Below are 24,442 nucleotides of genomic sequence, written 5' to 3' on the forward strand. Positions count from 1 at the left end.
TCGTTACCCCTGAACAGGCGGGATCTCCTCCAGGCGGCGATAGACCGTCAGGCCCCACTCGTTGGCCAGCCGCACGTCGTTATCGGCCCCCGCAGATGCCCCTTCGATGCGATACACCGCCTGACACTGCGCAATCAGCCGGTGGGCCACCGGGTAAAGAAACGCCTCGCTCACCGCATCGCCAACCTGCGTGGAACCCGCCGCGGCCGCCAAAGGCAGCGCCAGCCACTCACCGATCACCGGCACGTGCCCCCGCTGGTAAACCGCCAGCGCCGCCTGTTCCAGGCGCGCCAGATTGGCAGCGATACGCTGCGGATCGCCATCGGTGCCGCTGCGATAGGGGCCGGCGATCAGGATTTGTTGGGCTTTCATCGTTCTTCCTCCAATGTCCGGTTCAAGGCGACAAACTGCAGCAGCATGATGGTCTTGGCATCAACGATCGTGCCCTGGCGAATCGCCTGCAGGGCTTGCGCCAGCGGCAGCTCGAGTACCTCCAGATCTTCCCCCTCCGCCGCCACGCCGCCGCCCTCGTTGATGCGGTCGTCTGCCTGATATTCGCCGACGAAAAAGTGCAGCTTCTCGGTGACCGAGCCTGGGCTCATATAGGCTTCGAACACCTTTTCCACGTTCTGCACGAAATAGCCGGTTTCCTCTTCCGCTTCAGCGCGGATGCGCGCCTCCGGCGACGCGTTGTCCAGCAAGCCGGCGGCGGCCTCAATCAACATGCCGTCATGGCCGTTAACGAAGACCGGAAAGCGGAACTGGCGCGTCAGGATCACCGTTTGCGCCTGTCGGTTGAACAGCAAAATCACCGCGCCGTCACCGCGATCGTAAGTCTCACGGCTTTGTCGCTGCCAGACGCCATCGCGCCGCAGAAAATCAAAGGTGGTTTTTTTCAGCAGGTACCAGTCATCGGACAACACCCGGGTTTCGACAATGCGAACCCTGTCTTTAGTGGCTATCATCGGTTTACTCCGCCAGAGGAAGGAAATTGATACTATCGTGCAGTTTCGTGTATGATCAAGATATTTCGTGCAAATCAAATTTGAGAGGAAAATGGCCATGTTGACCAGCCAGCGCAAGAAGATCATTCTGGAAAAACTGGCCCAGGACGGCCAGGTGTTGGCCAAGCAGCTCAGCGAAATGTTCGGGCTGTCGGAAGATACTGTCCGGCGCGATCTGCGCGAACTGGACGCCGAGGGGTTGCTGCAGCGGGTGCATGGCGGCGCCCTGCCGGTTTCTTCCGCCATTGCCAGCTTCGCCGAACGCAATCAGTTGGAATCCGGCGCCAAACGCGCGATCGCCAAAGCGGCGGCGGCGCTGATCGCCCCCGGCCAGGTGGTGATCATCGACGGCGGCACCACCTCCGCAGAACTGGTCCGGCAGCTGCCGCCCAATCTGAACGCCACTATCGTCACCCACAGCCCCAGCGTCGCCGTGGGCCTGGCCGATCACCCCACGGTGGAGGTGATCCTGATCGGCGGCCGGCTGTACAAACATTCGATCGTCAGCGTTGGCGCCGCCGCGGTGGAAGCGATGTCGCATATTCGCGCCGATCTCTATTTTATGGGCGTGACCGGCGTGCACCCCACCGCGGGGCTGAGCACCGGCGATCTGGAGGAGGCCTACATCAAACGCGCGCTGGCGGCCCGCGCGGCGGAAACCGTGGTGCTGGCCTCCGCCGCCAAGCTTAACGCCGCCTCGCAGTATGCGATCGGTGACATTACGCTGGCACATACCATCATCGTTGAACGCGCCACCGACGACGCATTGATCGCGCCGTTGCAGCAGGCGGGCGTCAGCGTGTTGAAAGCCTGATTCACGACGATAATGCGATACACCTCGCATTATTTGTGATTAAGGTCACTTTTTTATGCAACGAGATGGCAAGTTTCATTCATTTGTTTTTATACTGTTCTGCACTTTACCTACGATAAATTAGCGAGTGCCCAGCATGATCGATCCCCGCCTACCGCTTACCGACATTCACCGCCATCTCGACGGCAACATCCGCGCGCAGACCATTCTCGACCTCGGTCGTCAGTTCAACCTCGCCCTGCCGGCCAACGATTTGGAGAGCCTGCGCCCGCACGTGCAGATCACCCACGCCGAACCGGATCTGGTCAGCTTCCTGCAGAAACTGGACTGGGGCGTAGCGGTGCTGGGCGATCTGGACGCCTGCCGCCGGGTGGCCTACGAAAACGTCGAGGACGCCGCCAACGCCGGCCTGCACTACGCCGAGCTGCGTTTTTCTCCTTACTACATGGCGATGAAGCATCAGCTGCCGGTCGCCGGCGTAGTGGAAGCGGTGATCGACGGGATCCGCTCGGGCTGCCGCGATCGCGACATCGACATTCGCCTGATCGGCATCATGAGCCGCACCTTTGGCGAGGCCGCCTGTCTGCAGGAATTGGAAGGGTTGCTGGCGCTCCGCGACGGCATTACCGCGCTGGATTTGGCGGGCGATGAGCTGGGCTTCCCCGGCAGCCTGTTCCTCAACCACTTCAACCGCGCGCGCGACGCCGGTCTGCGCATCACCGTGCACGCGGGCGAAGCCGCCGGCCCGGAAAGCATCTGGCAGGCGATCCGCGAGCTGGGTGCCGAGCGTATCGGCCACGGGGTGAAAGCGGTCGAAGATCCGGCACTGATGGACTTCCTGGCGGAACACGGCATCGGCATCGAATCCTGCCTGACCTCCAACATCCAGACCAGCACCGTGCCTTCGCTGGCGCAGCATCCGCTGGCCACCTTCCTGCGCCACGGCGTGCTGGCATCGATCAACACCGACGATCCGGCGGTTCAGGGCATCGAGATCGAGCACGAATACCGCGTCGCCGCGCCGCAGGCCGGGCTGACGCCGGAGGAAATCCGCACCGCGCAGGAAAACGGCCTGAAGCTGGCCTTCCTCAGCGAGCAGGAAAAACAGGCGCTGCGCGCCAAAGTGCAAGGTTAAATTCCCCCAAGGCGCCACACGGCGCCTTCTTCTCATCCCCCGTTTTCTTCTGCCTGCTCGTCTTTATCGCTGTTTTCACCCATAACTCTGCCGCACTAGAGGAATTTCTTATGTCTGACAAACTACGCCGCATCGTGCTGACCGGCGGCCCGGGTTCGGGCAAAAGCACGCTCATCGAGGTTCTTCATCGCCGTGGCTACCCGCATTCGCAGGAGGCGGGCCGGGCGATTATTCAGGAGCAGGTGAGTATTGGCGGCAATGCGCTGCCGTGGGGCGATCGCCAGGCTTTCGCCGAGCGGATGCTGGATTGGGAACTGCGCTCATGGCGGGAAGCGACGGGCGCAACATGCTGGTTCTTCGATCGCGGCCTGCCGGATATCGCCGGTTACCTGACGCTGTGCGGGTTGCCGATCCCCGCCCCCTTAACCGCGGCGATCGGCGCTTTTCGCTATGCCGATACGGTGTTCATCGCCCCGCCATGGCGAGCGATCTACGCGCAGGACAGCGAGAGAAAACAATCTTTCGCCGAAGCCGAGCAGACCTATCGAGCGATGCTGGCCGTCTACCGTCGATCGGGCTATCGGCTGCAGGAGCTGCCGCGCGCCTCACCCGACGAGCGCGCCGACTTTCTGCTCGACGCGCTGGGCTGCCGTTAGCGGCCTGCGGTCTATTTGGCCGCCAGCGCCTCCGCCTCGGCCCGTTGTTTGGCGGTTTTACGCGCATAGCGCTGCGCCAGCACCGCGCACACCATCAGCTGCACCTGGTGGAAAATCATCAGCGGCAGCACCATGGCGCCTACCGCCGCGGCCGGGAACAGCACGTTGGCCATCGGGATGCCGTTCGCCAGGCTTTTTTTCGAGCCGCAGAAGACGATAGTGATCTCATCGGCGGTATTGAAGCCCAGCCAGCGCGCCGCGTAGGTGTTGATCACCAACACCACCGTCAGCAGCACCAGCGACATCACCAGGATGGTCAGCAGCGACCAGCCGTCGATGCGATGCCAAATCCCTTCCACCACCGCCGCGCTGAACGCAGTATACACCACCAGCAGGATCGACGAGCGGTCGGTCAGGTTGATCAGCTTACGATGGCGATCGACCCACTTGCCGATCAGCGGCCGCGCCAGGTGACCGACGACGAACGGCACCATCAGCTGCAGAATGATTGAACCGATGGCGTGCAGCACGTCGGTATTGCCGCCCTGGGTATGCATCAACGCCCCCACCAGCAGCGGCGACAGGAACACACCGAGAATGCTCGACGCCGAGGCGCTGCAGATCGCCGCCGCCACGTTGCCGCCCGCCGCCGAGGTAAAGGCGATGGCCGATTGCACCGTGGCCGGCAGCGCGCACAGGTAGAGGAAGCCGAGATAGACCGTCGGCGTCATGATGCCCGGCACCAGCAGGTTCATCGCCAGGCCGAGCAGCGGGAACAGCGCAAAAGTGCTGAGGAACACCAGCAGATGCAGCTTCCAGTGGCTCATGCCGGCGACGATCGCCTCGCGCGACAGTTTGGCGCCGTGCATAAAGAACAGCAGCGCGATGGCGGCGGTGGTCAGGTGCTCAAAGAAGGTTTTCCAGATGCCTTCGCAGGGGAACAGGGAGGCGACGATCACCACCAAAATCAGGACCAGCAAAAATTTATCAATGCGCAAACGCTGCAACCAGGACATGAAACGGATTTCCTTGCACGTAAAGTCGTAAAAAGGCCCGACATGGCGCCGGGCACAGAGAAATGAACGGGATCAGACCACCGGCAGCGCCTGCTGCAACCGGGCCGATTCCAGCCCCAGTTCGATCAATGCCATCACCGCAATGGCGTCGGCGGCCGGCACCGGGTTTTCGCCGATGCCGGCGATCGCGTCGCGCACCGCGGCGTAATAAGCCGGGTAGTTGCCGGGAATGTTGAGCAGCGGTTGCTCCGCCAGCAGATCGCCACGTGACAGCGTCACTACACCCTCGCGCATGTCATAGCCCCAATCGGCCTGCGGCAGGCGCTCGCCGGCCTTCAACCGGTCTTCCTGCGGATCCAGGCCATATTTGACATAGCTGCCGCGGGTGCCGTGCACCACGTAGCGCTGGCTCTCTGCCGCCACCAGCATGCTGGCGTGCAGCACCACGCGGCGATCGCCATAGCTCAGCAGCGCGTGGAAATAGTCCACCGCCTGCGCCCCCGGCCGCAGCTCACCCAGATCGACAAACAGCCGCTCGGGTTTGCCGAAGAGTTGCAGCGCCTGATCGAGCAGATGCGGCCCCAAATCGAACCAGATGCCGCTGCCGACGCCGCCCTGTTCGCGCCAGCGCTGGCGCACCTGCGGCCGGTAGCGATCGAAATGCGACTCGAAATAGACCACCTCGCCCAGCGCGCCCTCATTCAGCAGCGCTTTCAGAGTAAGGAAGTCGCTGTCCCAGCGGCGGTTGTGAAATACCGACAGCAGCAAACCGCTCTGCTGCGCCTGCTGTTGCAGCGCCTGCGCTTGTGACAATGTCACGGTAAACGGTTTATCCACCACCACGTGCTTGCCGGCGGCCAGCGCCTGCTGCGCCAGCGGGAAGTGGGTATCGTTGGGAGTGGGAATCACGATCAGATCGAGGGTGGGATCGGTGAACAGCGCCTGCGCATCGCCCACCACCGCCATCGACGGCCAGTCGGCGTGCACTTTGCCGGCATCGCTGCTGGCGACGGCAGCCAGCTCGAGCCCAGGCGTACCGGCGACAAGCGGCGCATGAAAGGTTTTGCCGGCGTAGCCGTAACCGACCAGCCCGACACGAATTTTCTCAGCCATGGGATTTCCTCTTGCAGGCTCACGACAGACCTTTCGATTTGACACCATGCGGCCGGATGGAACAAGAAGTAAATGAGATGTTAATTTGAAGCGGGCTTAATACGGCGTCGAGTAGCCAAACGTGCTGCCACCCGCCGCGATGCCGAGCTATCCGGTTGATTGAGATGACGAAGCCGGTATTACCCGCTAAGCTATGCCGCCTGTGATCCCCGTTTCAATCAGGAAGCCTTTATGTCTCAAGCTGAATACTCTCGTATCGGCGGTTGGTTGCTGGCCCCGATGGCCTATCTGATCGTCACCCTGCTCAGCGCCAGCCTGATGCTGCTCCTGTACGCCATGGCGATCTTCATGCCCGAATCGCGCGACTACCTGCTGACCAACGCCCAGGCGTTTACCCTGCAATGGTACTTTTCGGTGCTGACCACGCTCTTGATGTGGTGCTTCACCCTGTGGCTGCTGTGGCTGTTTTGCCAGCGCTCGCAGCGCTTTCCCAAACTGTTTTTGCTGTGGCTGCTGATCACGGTGCTCCTGGCGGTGAAAGCCTTCGCCTTCGCGCCGGTGCCGGATGAAGTGGCGGTGCGCAGCCTCGGCTGGCCGCTGCTGATGGCGGCGCTGCTGGTGCCTTACATCAAGCGCTCGCAGCGGGTCAAAGGCACCTTTACCGAACGTTAAGGGCGGTTGCAGCACGTTTTATCGGGTGTTTTGTGTAAATTTTCGCCAAAAAAGGCAATACCCCTGCGATTCATATGTTGTCGTCCGGCCGCCGATTCCCGATAATAGGCGGCTTTTATTTTTTTAGGCATCGCAATGACCGAATACCTGCTCCTGTTTGTCGGCACCGTACTGGTGAACAACTTCGTTCTGGTGAAGTTTCTTGGCCTGTGCCCGTTCCTCGGCGTTTCCAAGAAGCTGGAAAGCGCCATCGGCATGGGAATGGCCACCACCTTCGTCATGACGCTGGCCTCCGTCAGCGCCTGGGTGATCAACACCTTTATTCTGGTTCCGCTGGATCTGGTGTACCTGCGCACGCTCTCCTTCATTCTGGTGATCGCCGTCGTCGTGCAGTTCACCGAGATGGTGGTGCGCAAGACCAGCCCGGCGCTCTACCGCCTGCTGGGCATCTTCCTGCCGCTGATCACCACCAACTGCGCGGTGCTGGGCGTGGCGTTGCTTAACGTTAACCTCGGCTACAACTTCCTGCAGTCCGCCGTGTACGGCTTCAGCGCCGCCGCCGGTTTCTCGCTGGTCATGGTGCTGTTTGCCGCCATTCGCGAACGTCTGGCGGTCGCCGACGTGCCGGCGCCGTTCCGCGGCTCCTCGATCGCGCTGATCACCGCCGGGCTGATGTCGCTGGCCTTTATGGGCTTTACCGGGCTGGTGAAATTCTAATGACTGCGTTGTGGATAGCTATCGCGGCTTTAAGCGCGCTCGGGCTGCTGTTCGGACTGGTGCTGGGCTACGCCGCGCGCCGTTTTGAGGTGGAGGAGGATCCGGTCGCCGAGCAGGTCGACGCGATCCTGCCGCAGAGCCAGTGCGGCCAGTGCGGCTACCCCGGTTGCCGCCCCTACGCCGAGGCGGTGGCCAACGGCGAGATGATCAACAAATGCGCGCCGGGTGGCGAACAGGTGATGTTGAAACTGGCGGAGCTGCTCAACGTCGAGCCGCAGCCGCTGGGCAGCGAAGCCGCCGCCGAACCGGAGCGTAAAGTGGCCTATATCGACGAGGCCAACTGCATCGGCTGCACCAAGTGCATTCAGGCCTGCCCGGTGGACGCCATCGTCGGCGCCACCCGCGCCATGCACACCGTCATCACCGACCTCTGCACCGGCTGCGACCTGTGCGTCGCCCCTTGCCCTACCGACTGTATTGAAATGAGACCGGTCGCCACCACCACCGCCAACTGGAAGTGGGACATGAAGACGATCCCGGTGCAAGTGATCCACGTGGAGCAACATGCTTAATCTGTTCGCCGCCTTTAAAAAAGACCGGATCTGGGATTTCAACGGCGGGATCCATCCGCCGGAAATGAAAACGCAGTCCAGCGGTGCGCCGCTGCGTGTCGCTCCCCTGCCCAAGACCTTTATCATTCCGCTGCAGCAGCATCTGGGGCCGGAAGGCGAGCTGTGCGTCAATGCCGGCGATCGGGTGTTGAAAGGCCAGCCGCTGACCGTCGGCCGCGGCCGCACCGTGCCGGTTCACGCCCCGACCTCGGGCACCGTCAGCGCCATCACGCCGCACATCACCGCGCACCCTTCCGGGCTGACGGAGCTGTGCGTGATTATCGAGGCGGACGGCGAAGACCGCTGGTGCGAGCGCGATCCGGTGGCTGACTATCGCCAAGCGCCCGCCGCGGATCTGATTCAACGTATTCATCAGGCCGGCATCGCCGGTCTGGGCGGCGCCGGTTTCCCAACCGCCAGCAAGCTGCAGGGCGGCATGAGCGGCGTGGAAACGCTGATCCTCAACGCCGCCGAGTGCGAACCTTACATCACCGCCGACGATCGCCTGATGCAGGAACATGCCGATCAGATCGTTGAAGGCACGCAGATCCTGCAACATATTCTGCAACCCAAGGTCACGCTGATCGGCATTGAAGACAACAAACCGGAGGCGATCGCGGCGCTGAAGCAGGCGTTGCGCGGCCAGTCCGGCATTGCGCTGCGCGTTATCCCCACCAAATACCCGTCCGGCGGCGCCAAACAGCTGACCAAGATCCTGACCGGCAAGGAAGTGCCGCACGGCAAGCACTCCTCCGCCATCGGCGTATTGATGCAAAACGTCGGCACCGCCTTCGCCATCAAGCGAGCGATCGTCGACGGTGAACCGCTGATTGAGCGCGTAGTGACCCTGACCGGCGACGCGATCGAGCGCCCGGGCAACCTGTGGGCGCGCATCGGCACGCCGGTGCAGCACCTGCTTGACTTCGCCGGTTTCCGCCCGCAGGCGCAGCAGATGGTGGTCATGGGCGGCCCGCTGATGGGCTTCACCCTGCCTGCGCTGAACGTGCCGATCGTCAAGATCAGCAACTGCATTCTGGCGCCGACGGTCGATGAAATGACACCGCAGGAGCCGGAGCAGTCCTGCATCCGCTGCGGCCTGTGCGTAGACGCTTGCCCTGCCGGGCTGCTGCCGCAGCAGCTGTACTGGTTCAGCCGTGGGCAGGAGCACGACAAGGCGCGCAACCATAACCTGTTCGACTGCATTGAATGCGGCGCCTGCGCGTTCGTCTGCCCCAGCAACATCCCGCTGGTGCAGTACTACCGTCAGGAAAAGGCCGAGATCAAGGCTATCGATCTGGAAGCGGCGCGCGCCGCCGAGGCCAAGGCGCGTTACGAAGCCAAGCTGGCCCGCCTGGAGCGCGAGAAGCTGGCGCGCGAAGAGCGGCACAAAAAAGCCGCCGTCAAACTGACCGACGACGATCAGGGTGCGGTGCAGGCCGCGTTGGCGCGCGTGCGCAGCAAAAATGCCGAAGCGGCGGTCACGCCGGTCGACGGCCAGCAGCCGGATAACAGCGAAATGATCGCCGCCCGCGAAGCGCGTAAAGCGCAGGCGCGTGAACGCCGCGCCCAGTTGGCGGCCGAGGCGGAAAAAGAGGCGCCACCGGCGGCCTCCGGCGACGACGCGCGCAAAGCCGCCGTGGCCGCGGCGCTGGCCCGCGTGAAAGCGCGCAAGGAAGCGCCGGCCGCAGACAACGCCGCCCCGGCGGCAACAGAGGACGATCCGCGTAAAGCGGCCGTTGCTGCCGCCCTGGCGCGCGTCAAAGCCAAAAAGGCAGAGCAGCTGGCAGATACCCCAGCCGCAGCGGAACCGGCGCCGGCAGCCGCCGAAGAAGATCCGCGCAAGGCGGCGGTCGCTGCCGCTCTGGCGCGTGTCAAAGCCAAGAAAGCGGCGCAGCAGACGGATGCCCCTGCAGCGGCGGAAACGGCGCCGGCAGCCACCGAGGAAGATCCGCGCAAGGCGGCGGTCGCGGCGGCTATCGCCCGCGCCAAAGCCAAGAAAGCGGCGCAGCAGGCGGACGCCCCTGCAGCGGCGGAAACGGTGCCGGCAACCGCCGAGGAAGATCCGCGCAAGGCGGCGGTCGCGGCGGCTATCGCCCGCGCCAAAGCCAAGAAAGCGGCGCAGCAGGCGGACGCCCCTGCACCGGCCGAAACGGCGCCGGTAACCGCCGAGGAAGATCCGCGCAAGGCGGCGGTCGCGGCGGCACTGGCGCGTGTCAAAGCCAAGAAAGCGGCTCAGCAGGCGGATGCCCCTGCAGCGGCGGAAACGGCGGCGGCAGTCACCGAGGAAGATCCGCGCAAGGCGGCGGTCGCGGCGGCTATCGCCCGCGCCAAAGCCAAAAAAGCCGCCAGGGAATCGCTGGCGGCGGAAACGGAAGACAAATGATGACAGCGGCGCCTGGCTGACGCCGGCGCCGTTTAATCGATAGAGATCAGGTAGGTGTAATCCACATCAATCTGGCGCAGTTTGGATTCCGGATTCCACTCTTTGGTTTGAATGATCTCCATTTCCATACTGCCGCGCACTTCATCCTTCAGCCCCGGCATTACATGCGACATCAGGTAGCCGAAAAACTGCAAACACTCTTTCGCCGAACCCTTATGGTTGATGGAGATAAACTCGCGGCTCGGCAGATGGAAAGTGTCGATTTGATAGTTGGAAAGAATATCTTTTTTGTGTTCAGGATCGACCGCCATCACCAGCGTGGATGAGAGCTCGTCGCCCTCCCCGGCATGAGGGGAGTAGATGCTGTAAATCCGCCGACAGTCGACGTGCAGCCCCTTGAAGAAGTCGTTGAAAATCTCGTCCTTCATCGCCATGCAGGAAGAGTACTCCAGCTCCTGTTCGGAGGCGAAATCCAGCCGGCGCGTGAAACCGACCAACTGCATCTCGGGCAGCGTCAGCCGCTTCACTTCCGGGTAATAACCGGCGCCGTAGCTGGCATCGAAGTTAAAGCGCGGCATCAGGTTTTTCACGTCCCAGTGCGTCATCGATCGGTAGCGATTGGGCGTGGTGCCGAAGCGCTGCTTGAACATGCGGGTAAAGGTCTGCTGCGAGTCGAAGCCCAGCTCATCGGAAATGTCGATGATCGAGCGACGAGTAATGCGCAGCGCCACCGCGGCGCGCGTCAGGATACGCGAACGGATGTAGGTGGCGAGTTGAATGCCGGTAATACGCTTGAATTTACGCTGCAGATGCCACTTGGAATAGCCCGAAATACGCGCGACTTCATCCAGGTTTGGCCGTTTCTCCAGATGTATCTCCACCCACTCAATTAGCTCTTCAATAAAAAAAATGTCTTCATTTGTCATTATTATGGGTTCACTGACTCAATAATGTTCGCGATAGTAACCTACACGGATTATGTGAAAGTTGTTATTTTGTGCGGAAATCTGGTGAAAAATGATATTTCATTCATACGGTTAACCCATTTATTGCAGTCGATGGCGGCACAAGTTCCACTGACAATTCCTCACGTTAGCCCATTTTCCGGCCAAAAAAAAATCAAATCGCGCCGTCCCGATCGCCAGATGTGCGGAAAGCTGAATACCCCTATTATTAAGGCGTATTACCCTCGCATCGAATCAGGTAGAATGCTCGGCTATCATTTTTGCCGCGCCTTCAGAACGGCGCATCGAAACTGCCGCAGGCGCGGCGCAGAAGGTATCGTTACTCTATGAAGTTCAGGCCGGTATCACCCACAGCCGCCAAAGGCTTACACATCGCCAGCTCGCCGTTCACCCACAACCAGCAAAGCACCAGCCGCATCATGCTGTGGGTGATGTTGGCGTGCATTCCCGGCATCGCGGCGCAGATTTGGTTCTTCGGCTACGGCGTATTGATCCAGGTGGCGCTGGCGGCGATCGTCGCGCTGGCCGCAGAAGGCGCGATCCTCAGGCTGCGCAAGCTGCCGGTGCGCAGCCGGCTGGCGGATAACTCCGCTTTGCTGACCGCCCTGCTGCTCGGCATCAGCCTGCCGCCGCTGGCCCCGTGGTGGATGATCGTCATCGGTACCTTCTTCGCCATCGTCATCGCCAAGCAGCTGTACGGCGGCCTCGGGCAGAACCCGTTCAACCCGGCGATGGTCGGTTACGTGGTGCTGCTGATCTCCTTCCCGGTACAGATGACCAGCTGGCTGCCGCCGGATGAGCTGCGCGCCACCGCGCTGTCGCTCCACGACACGCTGCTGGCCATTTTCAGCGGCCATACCTCGCAAGGCGCGACGCTGCACGAACTGCAGATGGGCGTGGACGGCATCAGCCAGGCTACTCCGCTCGACGGCTTCAAAACCGGCCTGCGCAGCGGCCACAGCGTGGAACAGGTGTTGCAGCAGCCGCTGTTCGGCGGCGCGCTGGCCGGCATCGGCTGGCAATGGGTCAACCTCGGCTTCCTGGCCGGCGGCCTGTTTATGCTGGCGCGGCGCCTGATCCATTGGCAAATCCCTTTCAGCATGTTGGCCGCCATCGCCTTCTGCTCCGGCCTTGCCTGGTGGATCGATCCGGCGCATCAGGCTTCGCCGCTGATCCACCTGTTCTCCGGCGCCAGCATGCTGGGCGCGTTCTTTATCGCCACCGATCCGGTCAGCGCCTCCACCACGCCGAAGGGCCGCCTGATCTACGGCGCGCTGATCGGCGTGCTGGTCTGGCTGATCCGCGTCTATGGCGGCTACCCCGACGGCGTGGCTTTCGCCGTGCTGCTCGCCAACATCACCGTCCCGTTAATCGACCACTACACGCAGCCGCGCGTGTACGGCCATCGCTGAGGAGCCGCCATGCTGAATTCCATGAGAAAGCACGGCACCACGCTGGCGGTGTTCGCGGCGGTCACCACCGGCCTGACCGCCGTGGTCTATACCTTGACGAAAGGCACCATCGCCCATCAGGCGGCGCTGCAGCAAAAAGCGCTGCTCGATCAGGTGGTGCCGCCGGAAAACTACGACAACATTATGCAGAACGAATGCTTCCTGGTCAGCGATCCGGCGCTGGGCGACGGCGCGCCGCACCGCTTGTACCTGGCGCGCAAAAACGGGCAACCGACCGCCGCCGCGCTGGAAACCACCGCGCCGGACGGCTACTCTGGCGCCATCAAGCTGCTGGTCGGCGCCGATTTCAACGGCACGGTGCTCGGCACCCGCGTGATTGAACACCACGAAACCCCGGGGCTGGGGGACAAAATCGAACTGCGCATTTCCGACTGGATTTCCTTCTTCAGCGGCAAGAAAATCGAAGGCCCGGACGATAAGCGCTGGGCGGTGAAGAAAGACGGCGGTATGTTCGATCAGTTCACCGGCGCTACCATCACCCCGCGTGCGGTGGTCAATGCAGTGCGCCGCACGGCGTTGTATATGGAAACGCTGCCGCCTAAACTTGAAAGCTTACCTGCGTGTGGAGCCGCCGAATGAGTGAAGCCAAAGAATTGATCGTCCAGGGGTTGTGGAAGAACAACTCCGCCCTGGTGCAGCTGCTGGGCATGTGCCCGCTGCTGGCGGTGACCTCCACCGTCACCAACGCGCTCGGCCTGGGGTTGGCCACCACCCTGGTTTTGGTCTTGACCAACGCCTCGATTTCCGCGGTGCGCCGCTGGGTGCCGAGCGAAGTGCGTATTCCGATCTACGTGATGATCATCGCCGCGGTGGTGAGCATCGTGCAGATGCTGATCAACGCCTATGCCTTCGGTTTGTATCAGTCGCTCGGGATCTTTATTCCGTTGATCGTGACCAACTGCATCGTGGTCGGCCGTGCCGAAGCGGTGGCGGCGCGAAAACCGGTCGGCCTCTCGGCGCTGGACGGTCTGGCCATCGGCCTCGGCGCCACCGGCGTGATGGTGACGCTGGGCTCGATGCGAGAACTGTTGGGCAACGGCACGCTGTTCGATGGCGCCGACCAGCTGCTGGGCGGCTGGGCCAAGTCACTGCGCATCGAAGTGGTGCATTTCGACAGCCCCTTCCTGCTGGCCATGTTGCCGCCGGGCGCCTTTATCGGCCTGGGGCTGCTGCTGGCGGTCAAATATCTGATCGACGAAAAAATGAAGGCGCGCAAAGCCCGCGCCGTGGCGGTGGAACCGCTGCTGGAACAAGGACGTGCTGAGAAGGCCTGATGAACAAGCAGAAGCGACTGGAAATTCTGACCCGGCTGCGCGACAACAACCCGCATCCGACCACCGAACTGGTGTACACCACGCCGTTTGAACTGCTGATCGCGGTATTGCTGTCCGCACAGGCCACCGACGTCAGCGTCAACAAAGCGACCGCCAAGCTTTATCCGGTCGCCAACACCCCCGCCGCCATGCTGGCGCTGGGGGTTGATGGCGTCAAGGAGTACATCAAGACCATTGGTCTGTTCAACAGCAAGGCCGAAAACGTGATCAAAACCTGCCGCATGCTGCTGGAGCTGCACGGCGGCGAAGTGCCGGAAGATCGTGCCGCGCTGGAAGCGCTGCCAGGCGTCGGCCGCAAGACCGCCAACGTGGTGCTCAATACCGCCTTCGGCTGGGCGACCATCGCCGTGGACACCCACATCTTCCGGGTGTGCAACCGCACTCACTTCGCGCCAGGCAAGAACGTCGATCAGGTGGAAGAGAAGCTGTTGAAGGTGGTGCCCGCCGAATTCAAGGTCGATTGCCACCACTGGCTGATCCTGCACGGCCGCTATACCTGCATCGCGCGCAAACCGCGCTGTGGCTCCTGCATTATCGAAGACCTGTGCGAGTATAAAGAAAAGGTTTATCCGGAATCCTGAGTCTGTTGGGTGCGGCAAACCGCACCCGTCGCCACCTATCCCCCCGCCAGCGCCTCTTTTTTATCGGAAATGTGATATCGCGCAGCAGTAACCCCGGCAATTTCGAGGTTTTCAGTGAAAAACTCAGTGCCGTGTTATTTTCAAGCGAAAAATTAGTCGAAAATTGCGGTGAACGTCACGCTTTCAGGATCACAAGGCGTTCACAAATGCCAGTCTCGTTTTCCCAAATTTCTATAATTTTACAAAACGCGCCATGTGCACAACATTCCAACGGATTAATAACCTCACCTACACTGATGCGCTAAAAAATAGCAATTCAGCAGAATATATCCCTGTTTAAAATTCGTATAGCTTTTAATCAAAACAAAAAATCGGCAAACCATTAAAACCCGAAAGTTAATACTGCATAACATTTGCAACATCGCGGCATAATCCTGCGGGCGTTAAATGTAACCGAATATGACAAACTGCTTGCCTCGTTGACAAAGATAGTGAACATTAACCGCCGTCCCCATCCTATAACAACGCAAAAGGATGCCGTTCCGCATCAACTTTTGTACTTTCCCGTCCTCCAAAGACGGGCTGCGAAAAAACAGAGGTACCAGTGTCAACAGCAAACAACCAACATCCGGAGAGCGTGAGCCTTAACGCGTTCAAACAACCGAAAGCGTTCTATCTGATCTTCTCGATCGAACTGTGGGAGCGTTTCGGCTACTACGGCCTGCAGGGCATCATGGCGGTTTATCTGGTCAAGATGCTCGGCATGAGCGAAGCCGACTCCATCACCCTGTTCTCTTCCTTCAGCGCCCTGGTATACGGTTTCGTCGCCATCGGCGGCTGGCTGGGCGACAAAGTGCTGGGCGCCAAACGCGTGATCGTGCTCGGCGCGCTGGTGCTGGCCGCCGGTTACGCCATGGTGGCTTACTCCGGCCACGACATCTTCTGGGTCTACATGGGCATGGCGACCATCGCCGTGGGCAGCGGTCTGTTCAAGGCCAACCCGTCCTCCCTGTTGTCCACCTGCTATGAGAAAGACGATCCGCGTCTCGACGGTGCCTTCACCATGTATTACATGTCGGTGAACATCGGCTCCTTCTTCTCTATGCTGGCCACTCCGTGGCTGGCGGCGAAATACGGCTGGAGCGTGGCGTTCTCGCTGAGCGTGGTCGGCATGCTGATCACCCTGGTCAACTTTATGATGTGCCGCAAGTGGGTGAAGGAAAACGGTTCCAAGCCTGACTTCAAGCCGCTGCATCTGCCGAAACTGCTGATGGTGCTGGTCGGCATCGTGGCGTTGATCGCCGTGTCCAGCTGGCTGCTGCACAACCAGGTGATCGCGCGCTGGGCGCTGGCCCTGGTTTCCGCCGGCATCGTTCTGGTGTTCGCCAAGGAAACCTTCGCCCTGCACGGCGCCGCTCGCCGCAAGATGATCGTCGCCTTCCTGCTGATGCTGGAAGCGGTGGTGTTCTTCGTGCTGTACAGCCAGATGCCAACCTCGCTGAACTTCTTCGCCATCCACAACGTGGAACACAGCATCTTCGGCGTCGCCTTCGAGCCGGAGCAGTATCAGGCGCTGAACCCATTCTGGATCATGCTCGCCAGCCCGATTCTGGCGGCGCTGTATAACAAAATGGGCGATCGCCTGCCGATGCCGCACAAGTTCGCTTTCGGCATGATCCTCTGCTCCTGCGCCTTCCTGGTGCTGCCGTGGGGCGCCAGCTTCGCCAACGAACAGGGCATCGTGTCGGTCAACTGGCTGATCCTGAGCTACGCGCTGCAGAGCATCGGCGAGCTGATGATTTCCGGCCTGGGCCTGGCGATGGTGGCGCAGCTGGTGCCGCAGCGCCTGATGGGCTTCATCATGGGCTCCTGGTTCCTGACTACCGCCGCCGCCGCGCTGATCGCCGGTAAGGTTGCCGGTCTGACCGCCGTCCCGAGCGACATCAACGACGCGCACGCTTCGCTGGCCATCTACAGCCATGTGTTTATGCAGATCGGTATCGTCACCGCCGTCATCGCTATCCTGATGATGCTGACCGCGCCGAAGCTGTACCGCATGACGCTGGACACCACCGAAGACGCCAATCAGAAAGCGCAGGAAGCCACCGCGGCTCGCTGATCGCCGGCAGATTGAGCGTAAATAAAAACACCGGAGTTAACGCCCCGGTGTTTTTTTATGCCTGCAAGAAAAAGGCTTACGCTGACTTGGGTTTGCCGCTCAGGTTGGCCCACATGAACTCGCTCACCAATGCGCTGTGGAACGCCGCCTGTTGCTTGTCGGCGGCGGCGCTGTGCCCGCCTTCGGTATTCTCGTAGAAATAAGCCTGCTGATACCCCATCGCCTGCATGCGCGCCGCCATTTTACGGGCGTGGGCCGGGTTGACCCGATCGTCGCTGGTGGCGGTATAGAACAGCACCGGCGGATAGGCCGTCTGCGCCTGAATGTTGTGGTACGGCGAGAAGGTCTTGATGTAGGCCCACTCCCCCGGCTTGCTCGGGTCACCGTATTCGGCGATCCACGACGCGCCGGCGGAAAGCTGGGTATAACGCTGCATGTCCAGCAGCGGCACTTCGCAGACGATGCAGCCGAACAGCTGCGGATACTGCGTCAGCATATTGCCCACCAACAGGCCGCCGTTGCTGCCGCCGCGCGCCCCCAAATGCGGCGCCGAGGTCACCTTGCGTGCGATAAGATCTTCGGCCACGGCGGCGAAATCCTCGTAGGCGCGATGGCGATTCTGCTTGAGCGCTGCCTGGTGCCAGGCCGGGCCGTATTCGCCGCCGCCGCGGATGTTGGCTACCACGTACACCCCGCCGCGCTCCAGCCAGGCCGGCGCCTTGCCGCCGAGATAGCCCGGCAGCAGCGGCACCTCAAACCCGCCGTAGCCATACAGCAGCGTCGGCGTGCTGCCGTCCGATTTGAGATCTTTGGCGGCAATCTGGAAGTACGGCACGCGGGTGCCATCCTTGGAGCGCGCAAAATGCTGGCTCACCCGGTAGCCTGACGCGTCAAAATCCTGCGGCGCCTGTTTCAGCAACGTCGCCTCACCGCCGTCGAGATTGCCCATGTACAGCGAGGTCGGCTGCAGGAACCCGCTGACGGTCAGGAAATAGGCGTTGCTCTCTTCGTCGATGCCGCCGGCGGAAATGGTGCTGATGGCGCCGGGGTTGCCCAGCGGGCGACGTTGCCAACTGCCGCCCTTCGGCGTCAGCACTTCCAGCCGGTTGACCACGTTATCCATGATGCTGAGGATCAGGTGATCGCGGGTGCCGCTGTAGCCGCTCAGCGCCTGCTCCGCCGTTGGGATAAACAGCGGCTGCAGCTCACGCTTGCCCGCCAGATAGTCATCGAAGTTGGCCGCCAACAGCGCGCCGGACGGATAGCGCTTGCCGCCCACCTCCCAGTCGCTGCTCGGTTTAATCAGCAGCCATTCACGGTGCGTATCCAGCTCGGCGTCGGCCGGGATGTCGATTTTGATCTGCCGGCCGTCCTGAGCCAGCAAGAAGTAGTCGCGGCGATAGAAGTCCAGGCTACGGCCGACGAAATCGCGCTCAAAGCCCGGCGTGCGATCGTGATAGGCGAAGACCGCCATGTCCTCGGGCTGCGCTTCGTACAGCGTTTCGGCGGCGCTCAGCGGCGTGCCGCGCCGCCAGCGTTTGGCGATGCGCGCGTAGCCGGACTGGGTCATCGATCCGGGGCCGAAATCGGTGGCGATGAACAGCGTGTCCCGATCGACCCAGGAGACCCGGCTTTTCGCCACCGGCACGTTGAAGCCGTCCTTGACGAAGCGTTTGGCCACCAGATCGAATTCGCGGATTTCGGTGGCGTCGCCGCCGTCCGGCGACAGCTGCATCAGGCAATAGCGGTATTCCGGCGCCAGCGGCTGCGAGCCCTGATAAACCCAATCCTTGCCCTCCGCCTTGCCCAACGCATCGATATCCAGCACCGTTTCCCAGGCCGGTTTGGCCTTGCGGTACTCGTCCAGCGTGGTGCGCCGCAGCAGGCCGCGCGGGTTGGCCTGGTCCTGCCAGAAGTTGTAATAGTACTCGCCGCGCTTGCTCACCCACGGGATCTGGGTGTCTTTATTGAGGATATCCAGCACCTCGCGCTCAATGCGCTGAAAGTCTTCGCCCTGGCCGAAACGCGCCACGGTGCGCTGATTTTCCTGCTGCACCCATTGCAGCGCTTTTTTACCCTGCAGCTCTTCCAGCCACAGGAATTCATCGCCGGCGGCCGCGCCGCCCTCCGCCGCCATCGCCAGGCGGATACTGTTGGGTAATGAAGTCATTGCGAATACGGCTCCTGCGGTTTGCGCACTGAGTTTAATAAACTGACGTCGATTGGTGACCGGCAAAATCAAGCTCCTTTTGAGTCGGCTGCAACGCCGCCCCGTCGTGGGCGACAGCCTTTGAAATAAGAGTCATTTTCAACAAGGTAGGCGTTTGGCGGCGCGGAGTCAAAGCCCACGGCCGCCGCGTTGAGTCAGGATTGAGGATAGTGGATCAGATCGTGAATACGCACCGTTTGTGAACTGGCGTTGCGGTAAGCGTGCGGCCGATCGGCCTGAAAGCGCATCGCCTCGCCGGCGGCCAGGCTGTGCCATTCGCCCTCTATCGCCAACTCCAACCGGCCGCTGATCACGATCACATGCTCGATCACGCCCGGCTCATGGGGCGACGACTCGCTGAGCGCGCCCGGCGCAAGATCGATGACGAACATATCGAAACCCAGCTGGCGATCGTAGGGAAACAACGGCACCACGCGCATGTCGGCGTTGTCCTGATCGTACACCGGCAGATCGCCGTAGCGGTGCAGCGTCGCCTGCTGCTGCGCGGGCGACGCCTCAAGAAAAGCGGAGAACGCCACGTTGAAACCGGTGGCGATCTTCCACAGCGTCGCCACCGTCGGGCTGGACTCGCCGCGTTCGATCTGCCCGAGCATCGCCTTGCTGACGCCGGTGTATTCCGCCGCCTGCGTCAGGCTCCAGCCGCGCTGTGCACGCAGCGTGCGAAGGGTGTGCGCCAAATGGCCGGCAAGTTCCTGCATCCTGTTCTCCTCTGCATGTCGGGCTCGATTATACCCGCTTGTGCGCTATAGCGCACGGTGCTATGCTGATTTCTCATCGTGCGTTATAACGCACAACCACCAATTGGAGCTTCTCATGCGCCCAGCCCTCTCCCTGCGCCATCTGACCCTGCCCGCCGTCATGGCCGGCTTTGTCGCCGTTCTGGTGGGTTACACCAGCTCTGCCGCGATCATTTTCCAGGCCGCCGCCGCCGCGGGCGCCACACCGGCGCAGATCGGCGGCTGGCTGAGCGCGCTGGGGATCGCGATGGGCGTCACCTCGCTGGGACTGTCGCTTTACTATCGCACTCCTATCCTCACCGCCTGGTCGACGCCCGGCGCGGCGCTGCTGGTCACCAGCCTGCCCGGTACGCCGATCAACGAGGCGATCGGGGTGTTTATCTTCGCTTCCGGTCTGATCCTGCTGTGCGGCGTCACCGGGCTGTTCGCCCGCCTGATGGACTATATTCCGCAGGCGATTTCCGCCGCGATGCTGGCGGGGATCCTGCTGCGTTTCGGGCTGGACGCCTTCGCTTCGCTGCAGCTCAATTTCCCGCTGAGCGCCGGCATGGGGCTGGCCTATCTGCTCAGCCGCCGTTATCTGCCGCGCTACGCCATCGTGCTGACGCTGGCGGCCGGGCTGGCGATCGCCGCGCTGCAGGGCAATATCCAGCCGGCACAACACGCGCCGGCGTTTGCCATGCCGGAATTTATCGCGCCGCACTTCAGCTGGCCGACGCTGCTGGGCATCGGCGTGCCGTTCTTCGTGGTGACCATGGCTTCGCAGAATGCGCCTGGCATCGCCACGCTGCGGGCGGCGGGCTACCGCGTCCCCACCTCACCGCTGATCGCCTGGACGGCGCTCACCGCGCTGCTGCTGGCGCCGTTCGGCGGATTCTCGGTGTGCATCGCCGCGATCACCGCCGCCATCTGCATGGGCCCGGACGTGCATCCCGATCCGCAGCGCCGCTATATGGGCGCGGTGGCCGCCGGCGGCTTCTACCTATTGGCCGGGCTGTTCGGCGGCGCCATCGGCCTGCTGTTCAGCGCGTTGCCCCTCGCCCTGATCCACACCATCGCCGGGCTGGCGCTGCTCGGCACCATCGGCGGCAGCCTGCAGCGCGCGCTGCATGATGAGAAACAGCGCGACGCGGCGCTGATCGCCTTCCTCATCACCGCCTCCGGCGTCACGTTACTGGGCATCGGTTCGGCCTTCTGGGGCATCGTCGGCGGCGCGATCGCCCATCTGCTGCTGTCGCTGCCGCAGCGAACAAGCCAAGCATAACGGGCGGTCTACATTGACAAGTGCCGCCATGGCGCCTTCACTTTCTCTGTCGTCTTGAGATCAATTCACAAAATAAGTGACGCCGTCACCAAGGAAGCCTATGACTGAGAAAGCTGCGCTGTTGGCTCAGCGCCTGATACGCAATGTCGAACGAGTAGATAAGCGGCACGATCGGCGGCCGCCGCTGTATGACAGCGTCGGCGCTCGCCTCGGCACCGGCACCGCCGCCGACAAGCTGGGCGCCTCTTTCGATTGTGTCGCGCCGGGTATGCGCTCCTGCCCCTACCATTTTCACTACGCGCAGGAGGAAATGTTCATCATTCTGGAAGGCAGCGGTACGCTGCGGGTGGCCGGAGAAATGCTGCCGATCGTCAGCGGGGATGTCATCTTCATTCCGCCGGGCCCGGAATACCCGCACCAGATCATCAACACCTCCGATGCGCCGCTGAAGTACCTGTCCGTCAGCACGCGCGAACAGCCGGAGCTGGTGATGTACCCGGATTCCGGCAAATACCAGGCGATGGCGCGCGGCGCAGACGGCCAGCAGGTGCGCTACCTGCAGCGCCCTTCAACCTCGCTCGATTACTGGCAGGATGAACCCTGAGTCGCCGCCCGGCAGCGGGAGATCCAGCGCGCGCGCCGCCAGCTCGGCGACGCGAAAGTCAATGTCCGCCGCCTGCCCGTCTTCCATGAACCAGGCGGCGGAGAGCCCCGACCAGGCCAGGATCCATTGCAGCAAGCGCCGGCGATCCAGCCCGGCCAAGCGACAGACCTGTTCCACGCGGCGCTGGAAAATGGCCGGATCGGTGGCGATGCCGTAGTTGGGATTGCAGAAGATATTGGCGTAGTCGAAGCCCCGTTCGCCGTACAAACGCTTGGGATCGATCGCCAGCCAGCCGCGTTCGCCGAAGTCCAGCACGTTGTCATGGTGAATATCGCCGTGCAGCACGCTCTCTTCTCGCGGGCTGTTCAGCAATTCCGCCGCCGCCGTGGCACAGAGACGCAGCATGCCGCCGTGCGCCTGCGCCGCCGGCCACAGTGAGCTGAACCACTCCTGCAGCGGGATCAGCTCGGGCAACGGTTCCGCTCGCGGCGCATGCAAGGCGGCAATCGCCCGGCACAGGATTTGCGTGGCCTGCTCATCGTCGCCGTCACGCACCAGCTGCGCCAACGAGCCTTCACCCTGCGCGCGCTCCAGCAGAATGCCGTCGTCATGCCACGCCAGCACCTGCGCGGCGCCTTTCCCACGCCACCAGCACATCAGTTGGCCACCGAAGCGCTCCTCCTGCTCGCGGGCGATCTTCAGCATCGCCGCCTCGCCCCGGTAACGCACCGGCATCAGCAGACTGCTGTGGGTTTCGAAGGCTTTGCCGTCCTGTTCCAGTTGCCAGCGTTGCAGGTAGGGAGTAAAAAGCGGGTTCATCGTCTCATGCGTCCTTGTGGCCGAGCTGCGCCGCACTGTCACATTCGGGTGAGAGACGGCGTATAAAATAAAGAGGGATGATACTCTCAAATATCATCGGTGCGCGGCGTCTGGCCGCCGTTTCCTCAGTATCCTAACCAAGTTTGTCGATTTTATTAACCGGTCTTGCGCGGGGTTTGATCATGACATCATTAAAACGCACGAATTATCCGCAGTTACCTACGCCGGGCGGCCCCTATGTGCATGCGGTGCGCCACGGCGATCGCCTGTACGTATCGGGATTGACGGCCTTCGCCACCGACGCGCAAGGCTTGAGCGCGCCGGAGCAAACGCAAGAGATCCTCGAGCAGTTAGCCACTATCGCCGCCAGCGAAGGCGTTAATCTTAAAGCGTTGATTAAAATCAGCGTGTTCCTGACCGACATCGCCGATCTGGCGGGCGTGCGCCCGGTGCTGTTTGACTATTTCGATGGCGCGCTGCCGGCCTGTTCACTGATGGCGGTCAGCGCGTTGTTTTCACCGCAGGTGTGCGTAGAGATAGAAGCGGTGATGGCGTTGCAATAATGCGCGGCTAGAGCGCGCCCTCATCCGGCACGCAGGGGCCGATCTTGAACCAGGCTTTGGCGATCCGCCCCTGTTCCACTTCGTAAATGGCGATGACATCCATTTTGCCGCGCCCCTGCGGGAAGTTCCGTGTCACCACTTCCTGATCGACCACCATGTTCCCCACCGCCATGCGTTTTATCCGTTCACCGTACAGACTCGGCTCCTGGAAACGCACCAGATGCCGTTCGCGGATCGCCGCCTTGCCGCTGGCCAGCAGCGTGTCGGGATGCTCGTAATACTGCGCGTCGTCCGCCCAGCAGGCCATGAAGGCGTCGATGTCGCGGGCGTTATAGGCGTCAAGCTGTTGCTGAACCACATCCTGCGGGCGTGCCGTTTTATCGTTCATCACATCCTCCTGCTGTTTTAAAGTCATAGCGCAGCAATTTCTTCTACCTGATGGTGAAATACATAGGGATCTGAAATCAAAGAAAAACGCTCATCATCGGGATAGGTCACTGCAATCTGATATTCTTCACCGGCAAAATCTTTTACTGCCGCCAGAGATTCCCAATAGGTGGCAAGGAAAAAATGAGCATATTCCCCCTGGATTTCCTGTCGTACAAAAGCACCGCAATTCCCAGCAATGGCCTTAGCGTGCTGCACACCTGTGACAACTAAATGATCCGCAAAACCTTGTTGATATTTTAAGGGAACGCAGCCATGCCAAGTTCTTACAATCATCATTCCCCCATTGAATAAAAACCCAAAAATAGCGAATAAATAACCTACCACGCCCAATGGACAATTCAAGCGTCCGGCACAAATTTTCTGCCCCGCGCCAGCGGCGGGGAAAACCGCATGGCACCGCGCGTTAATCTTTGCGACGGTGAGGGAAATTCTGCTAATTTAGCGTGAACAGCCTGATGATAACGAAACGCTATGCAGCAAAAACCGGTGTTGGACGAAGCCAGACAGTTAAAGCGACTCAACGCCGCCACGCGGCGTCAATCCCATATGTATAAATGGATCGCGCTGATTGCGGCGCTGGATGCGCTGCTGGTGTTTTGGTATGACCGGGATATGCGCAACGTCACCTTCTCGGGAGCGGTTGCGCTGGTGTGCGGCTATCTGTGGATCCGCGATCGCAACAAGGCCCGGGGTTACCGGCGCGAGTTCGACCGCAAATTCGGCAAGCGCAGCGGCGATTAAGGCTGCATCGCTTCCAGCACTTTGGCGCTGTCGACGATCTGCACGAACTTCACGATTTTGCCGCCGCGCAGCGTATAAATATGCGCAAAAGAGGCGCTGAAGGATTTGCCGGTGGCCCGGTAGGTGCCGTGATAAAAACCTTGCGCGATCACATTGTCGCCGGCGTCGTAAAAGTGGTCGACATCGGCGCGGTAACCTTGCCACTCGCTGCCCAGGCGCTGATGCACGTTCTTGATGATGTTCTCCGGGCCGATATAGGTACCGGCGTAGGGGAAACCGGCGGCTTCGGTCCACTCGGCATCGGGGGCCAGCGCCGCCAGCAGATTACGGCCGTTTTCTTCGGAGCTGCCTTCATAGGTTGCGCGCACTATTTCAAGAGGGGTTGGCATATCTCTTCTCCCATGGCTGATGAGGATATTCCGGCCATCTCCGCGGACACAGG

Annotated in this window: 28 protein-coding genes; 17 read left to right on the forward strand and 11 right to left on the reverse strand. The window is 61.5% G+C overall.

Annotation, left to right across the window (positions count from 1 at the left end; genetic code table 11):
- Positions 1 to 3 precede the first annotated feature (3 nt).
- Positions 4 to 372 carry a hypothetical protein gene (locus ACJ8HB_RS13900; RefSeq protein WP_033638420.1) on the reverse strand — a complete coding sequence of 123 codons (369 nt, stop codon included), beginning with the start codon at positions 370 to 372 and terminating at the stop codon, positions 4 to 6.
- The gene (locus ACJ8HB_RS13905; RefSeq protein ID WP_041034946.1) at positions 369 to 965 is read right to left on the reverse strand and encodes an NUDIX domain-containing protein; all 597 of its coding nucleotides are present in this window, start codon (positions 963 to 965) and stop codon (positions 369 to 371) included. The genes ACJ8HB_RS13900 and ACJ8HB_RS13905 overlap by 4 nt, the downstream gene beginning before the upstream one ends.
- A 97-nt stretch (positions 966 to 1,062) precedes the next feature.
- Between ACJ8HB_RS13905 and ACJ8HB_RS13910 the strand changes: the two genes are divergently transcribed.
- The 3 genes from ACJ8HB_RS13910 to ACJ8HB_RS13920 all read left to right on the forward strand — a co-directional run bounded on the left by ACJ8HB_RS13910 (position 1,063) and on the right by ACJ8HB_RS13920 (position 3,609).
- Complete coding sequence (locus ACJ8HB_RS13910) at positions 1,063 to 1,818, forward strand: DeoR/GlpR family DNA-binding transcription regulator (protein ID WP_094860120.1); 756 nt, start codon at positions 1,063 to 1,065, stop codon at positions 1,816 to 1,818.
- Positions 1,819 to 1,954: 136 nt separating this feature from the next.
- Entirely contained in the window at positions 1,955 to 2,953 is a 999-nt protein-coding gene (gene add, locus ACJ8HB_RS13915; RefSeq protein ID WP_094860119.1) for an adenosine deaminase, read from the forward strand.
- 110 nt (positions 2,954 to 3,063) lie between these two features.
- Complete coding sequence (locus tag ACJ8HB_RS13920; RefSeq protein ID WP_043147398.1) at positions 3,064 to 3,609, forward strand: AAA family ATPase; 546 nt, start codon at positions 3,064 to 3,066, stop codon at positions 3,607 to 3,609.
- An 11-nt stretch (positions 3,610 to 3,620) separates the two neighbouring features.
- Here the strand turns inward: ACJ8HB_RS13920 and ACJ8HB_RS13925 are convergent, their stop codons facing one another.
- Both ACJ8HB_RS13925 and ACJ8HB_RS13930 read right to left on the reverse strand, forming a co-directional pair.
- Positions 3,621 to 4,625: a bile acid:sodium symporter family protein gene (locus tag ACJ8HB_RS13925; RefSeq protein ID WP_033648207.1), complete on the reverse strand. Its 1,005-nt coding sequence runs from the start codon at positions 4,623 to 4,625 to the stop codon at positions 3,621 to 3,623.
- 72 nt (positions 4,626 to 4,697) lie between these two features.
- Positions 4,698 to 5,738, reverse strand: a complete 1,041-nt coding sequence (locus tag ACJ8HB_RS13930; RefSeq protein WP_094860118.1) for an oxidoreductase — start codon at positions 5,736 to 5,738, stop codon at positions 4,698 to 4,700.
- A 231-nt stretch (positions 5,739 to 5,969) separates the two neighbouring features.
- On the opposite strand from ACJ8HB_RS13930, the gene ACJ8HB_RS13935 reads away from it, so the two are divergent.
- From ACJ8HB_RS13935 to rsxC, 4 genes are all read left to right on the forward strand, one after another.
- Entirely contained in the window at positions 5,970 to 6,410 is a 441-nt protein-coding gene (locus tag ACJ8HB_RS13935) for a DUF2569 domain-containing protein (RefSeq protein WP_019455945.1), read from the forward strand.
- Between the two features lie 135 nt (positions 6,411 to 6,545).
- Positions 6,546 to 7,127, forward strand: a complete 582-nt coding sequence (rsxA, locus tag ACJ8HB_RS13940) for an electron transport complex subunit RsxA (RefSeq protein WP_004938443.1) — start codon at positions 6,546 to 6,548, stop codon at positions 7,125 to 7,127.
- The gene (gene rsxB / locus ACJ8HB_RS13945; RefSeq protein WP_004938428.1) at positions 7,127 to 7,699 is read left to right on the forward strand and encodes an electron transport complex subunit RsxB; all 573 of its coding nucleotides are present in this window, start codon (positions 7,127 to 7,129) and stop codon (positions 7,697 to 7,699) included. The genes rsxA and rsxB overlap by 1 nt, the downstream gene beginning before the upstream one ends.
- Positions 7,692 to 10,121 (forward strand): electron transport complex subunit RsxC, encoded by a 2,430-nt coding sequence (rsxC, locus tag ACJ8HB_RS13950; RefSeq protein WP_094860117.1) that lies wholly within the window; start codon positions 7,692 to 7,694, stop codon positions 10,119 to 10,121. Before rsxB ends, rsxC begins: the two co-directional genes overlap by 8 nt.
- Before the next feature lie 32 nt (positions 10,122 to 10,153).
- Here rsxC and ACJ8HB_RS13955 read toward each other — a convergent pair whose 3' ends face one another.
- Positions 10,154 to 11,047 (reverse strand): helix-turn-helix domain-containing protein, encoded by an 894-nt coding sequence (locus ACJ8HB_RS13955; RefSeq protein WP_039566349.1) that lies wholly within the window; start codon positions 11,045 to 11,047, stop codon positions 10,154 to 10,156.
- An 84-nt stretch (positions 11,048 to 11,131) separates the two neighbouring features.
- Here ACJ8HB_RS13955 and ACJ8HB_RS13960 point away from each other — a divergent pair, with 84 nt between their 5' ends.
- From ACJ8HB_RS13960 to dtpA, 6 genes are all read left to right on the forward strand, one after another.
- Positions 11,132 to 11,416: a hypothetical protein gene (locus ACJ8HB_RS13960; RefSeq protein WP_141240928.1), complete on the forward strand. Its 285-nt coding sequence runs from the start codon at positions 11,132 to 11,134 to the stop codon at positions 11,414 to 11,416.
- Positions 11,413 to 12,498 (forward strand): electron transport complex subunit RsxD, encoded by a 1,086-nt coding sequence (rsxD, locus tag ACJ8HB_RS13965; protein ID WP_033638411.1) that lies wholly within the window; start codon positions 11,413 to 11,415, stop codon positions 12,496 to 12,498. The genes ACJ8HB_RS13960 and rsxD overlap by 4 nt, the downstream gene beginning before the upstream one ends.
- A gap of 9 nt (positions 12,499 to 12,507) precedes the next feature.
- Positions 12,508 to 13,137 carry an electron transport complex subunit RsxG gene (gene rsxG / locus ACJ8HB_RS13970; RefSeq protein ID WP_033638409.1) on the forward strand — a complete coding sequence of 210 codons (630 nt, stop codon included), beginning with the start codon at positions 12,508 to 12,510 and terminating at the stop codon, positions 13,135 to 13,137.
- Positions 13,134 to 13,832 carry an electron transport complex subunit E gene (locus ACJ8HB_RS13975; RefSeq protein ID WP_033638408.1) on the forward strand — a complete coding sequence of 233 codons (699 nt, stop codon included), beginning with the start codon at positions 13,134 to 13,136 and terminating at the stop codon, positions 13,830 to 13,832. The genes rsxG and ACJ8HB_RS13975 overlap by 4 nt, the downstream gene beginning before the upstream one ends.
- Positions 13,832 to 14,473, forward strand: a complete 642-nt coding sequence (gene nth / locus ACJ8HB_RS13980) for an endonuclease III (protein WP_019455952.1) — start codon at positions 13,832 to 13,834, stop codon at positions 14,471 to 14,473. The genes ACJ8HB_RS13975 and nth overlap by 1 nt, the downstream gene beginning before the upstream one ends.
- 604 nt (positions 14,474 to 15,077) lie before the next feature.
- On the forward strand, positions 15,078 to 16,592 hold the full coding sequence (gene dtpA / locus ACJ8HB_RS13985) for a dipeptide/tripeptide permease DtpA (protein ID WP_033638407.1): 1,515 nt from the start codon (positions 15,078 to 15,080) through the stop codon (positions 16,590 to 16,592).
- Between the two features lie 76 nt (positions 16,593 to 16,668).
- Here dtpA and ACJ8HB_RS13990 read toward each other — a convergent pair whose 3' ends face one another.
- Positions 16,669 to 18,762: a prolyl oligopeptidase family serine peptidase gene (locus ACJ8HB_RS13990; protein ID WP_094860116.1), complete on the reverse strand. Its 2,094-nt coding sequence runs from the start codon at positions 18,760 to 18,762 to the stop codon at positions 16,669 to 16,671.
- A 194-nt stretch (positions 18,763 to 18,956) separates the two neighbouring features.
- Positions 18,957 to 19,520 (reverse strand): helix-turn-helix domain-containing protein, encoded by a 564-nt coding sequence (locus tag ACJ8HB_RS13995; RefSeq protein ID WP_033648200.1) that lies wholly within the window; start codon positions 19,518 to 19,520, stop codon positions 18,957 to 18,959.
- Between the two features lie 115 nt (positions 19,521 to 19,635).
- Here ACJ8HB_RS13995 and ACJ8HB_RS14000 point away from each other — a divergent pair, with 115 nt between their 5' ends.
- Both ACJ8HB_RS14000 and ACJ8HB_RS14005 read left to right on the forward strand, forming a co-directional pair.
- Positions 19,636 to 20,823 (forward strand): benzoate/H(+) symporter BenE family transporter, encoded by a 1,188-nt coding sequence (locus tag ACJ8HB_RS14000; RefSeq protein WP_094860115.1) that lies wholly within the window; start codon positions 19,636 to 19,638, stop codon positions 20,821 to 20,823.
- Between the two features lie 100 nt (positions 20,824 to 20,923).
- A complete protein-coding gene (locus ACJ8HB_RS14005) occupies positions 20,924 to 21,427 on the forward strand; it encodes a cupin domain-containing protein (RefSeq protein ID WP_033638403.1) in 504 nt (167 codons plus the stop codon).
- On the opposite strand, the gene ACJ8HB_RS14010 is transcribed toward ACJ8HB_RS14005, so the two are convergent.
- On the reverse strand, positions 21,392 to 22,246 hold the full coding sequence (locus ACJ8HB_RS14010) for an aminoglycoside phosphotransferase family protein (protein WP_079656472.1): 855 nt from the start codon (positions 22,244 to 22,246) through the stop codon (positions 21,392 to 21,394). The genes ACJ8HB_RS14005 and ACJ8HB_RS14010 overlap by 36 nt on opposite strands.
- Before the next feature lie 182 nt (positions 22,247 to 22,428).
- Between ACJ8HB_RS14010 and ACJ8HB_RS14015 the strand changes: the two genes are divergently transcribed.
- The gene (locus ACJ8HB_RS14015) at positions 22,429 to 22,809 is read left to right on the forward strand and encodes a RidA family protein (protein ID WP_041037983.1); all 381 of its coding nucleotides are present in this window, start codon (positions 22,429 to 22,431) and stop codon (positions 22,807 to 22,809) included.
- Positions 22,810 to 22,816: 7 nt separating this feature from the next.
- Here ACJ8HB_RS14015 and ACJ8HB_RS14020 read toward each other — a convergent pair whose 3' ends face one another.
- Together ACJ8HB_RS14020 and ACJ8HB_RS14025 are read right to left on the reverse strand one after the other, a co-directional pair.
- Positions 22,817 to 23,197 carry a nuclear transport factor 2 family protein gene (locus tag ACJ8HB_RS14020; protein ID WP_033638401.1) on the reverse strand — a complete coding sequence of 127 codons (381 nt, stop codon included), beginning with the start codon at positions 23,195 to 23,197 and terminating at the stop codon, positions 22,817 to 22,819.
- 23 nt (positions 23,198 to 23,220) lie between these two features.
- Positions 23,221 to 23,532, reverse strand: coding sequence for a hypothetical protein (locus ACJ8HB_RS14025; RefSeq protein WP_072021626.1), 312 nt, complete (start codon positions 23,530 to 23,532; stop codon positions 23,221 to 23,223).
- 198 nt (positions 23,533 to 23,730) lie between these two features.
- On the opposite strand from ACJ8HB_RS14025, the gene ACJ8HB_RS14030 reads away from it, so the two are divergent.
- Positions 23,731 to 24,000 (forward strand): hypothetical protein, encoded by a 270-nt coding sequence (locus ACJ8HB_RS14030; protein WP_004938382.1) that lies wholly within the window; start codon positions 23,731 to 23,733, stop codon positions 23,998 to 24,000.
- Here the strand turns inward: ACJ8HB_RS14030 and ACJ8HB_RS14035 are convergent.
- Positions 23,997 to 24,389, reverse strand: a complete 393-nt coding sequence (locus ACJ8HB_RS14035) for a nuclear transport factor 2 family protein (RefSeq protein ID WP_033638399.1) — start codon at positions 24,387 to 24,389, stop codon at positions 23,997 to 23,999. The two genes, ACJ8HB_RS14030 and ACJ8HB_RS14035, sit on opposite strands and share 4 nt — an antisense overlap.
- Positions 24,390 to 24,442: the final 53 nt, after the last annotated feature.

The organism is Serratia sp. CY27727, from assembly GCF_052169275.1.
Classification (GTDB): Bacteria; Pseudomonadota; Gammaproteobacteria; order Enterobacterales; family Enterobacteriaceae; genus Serratia; species Serratia sarumanii.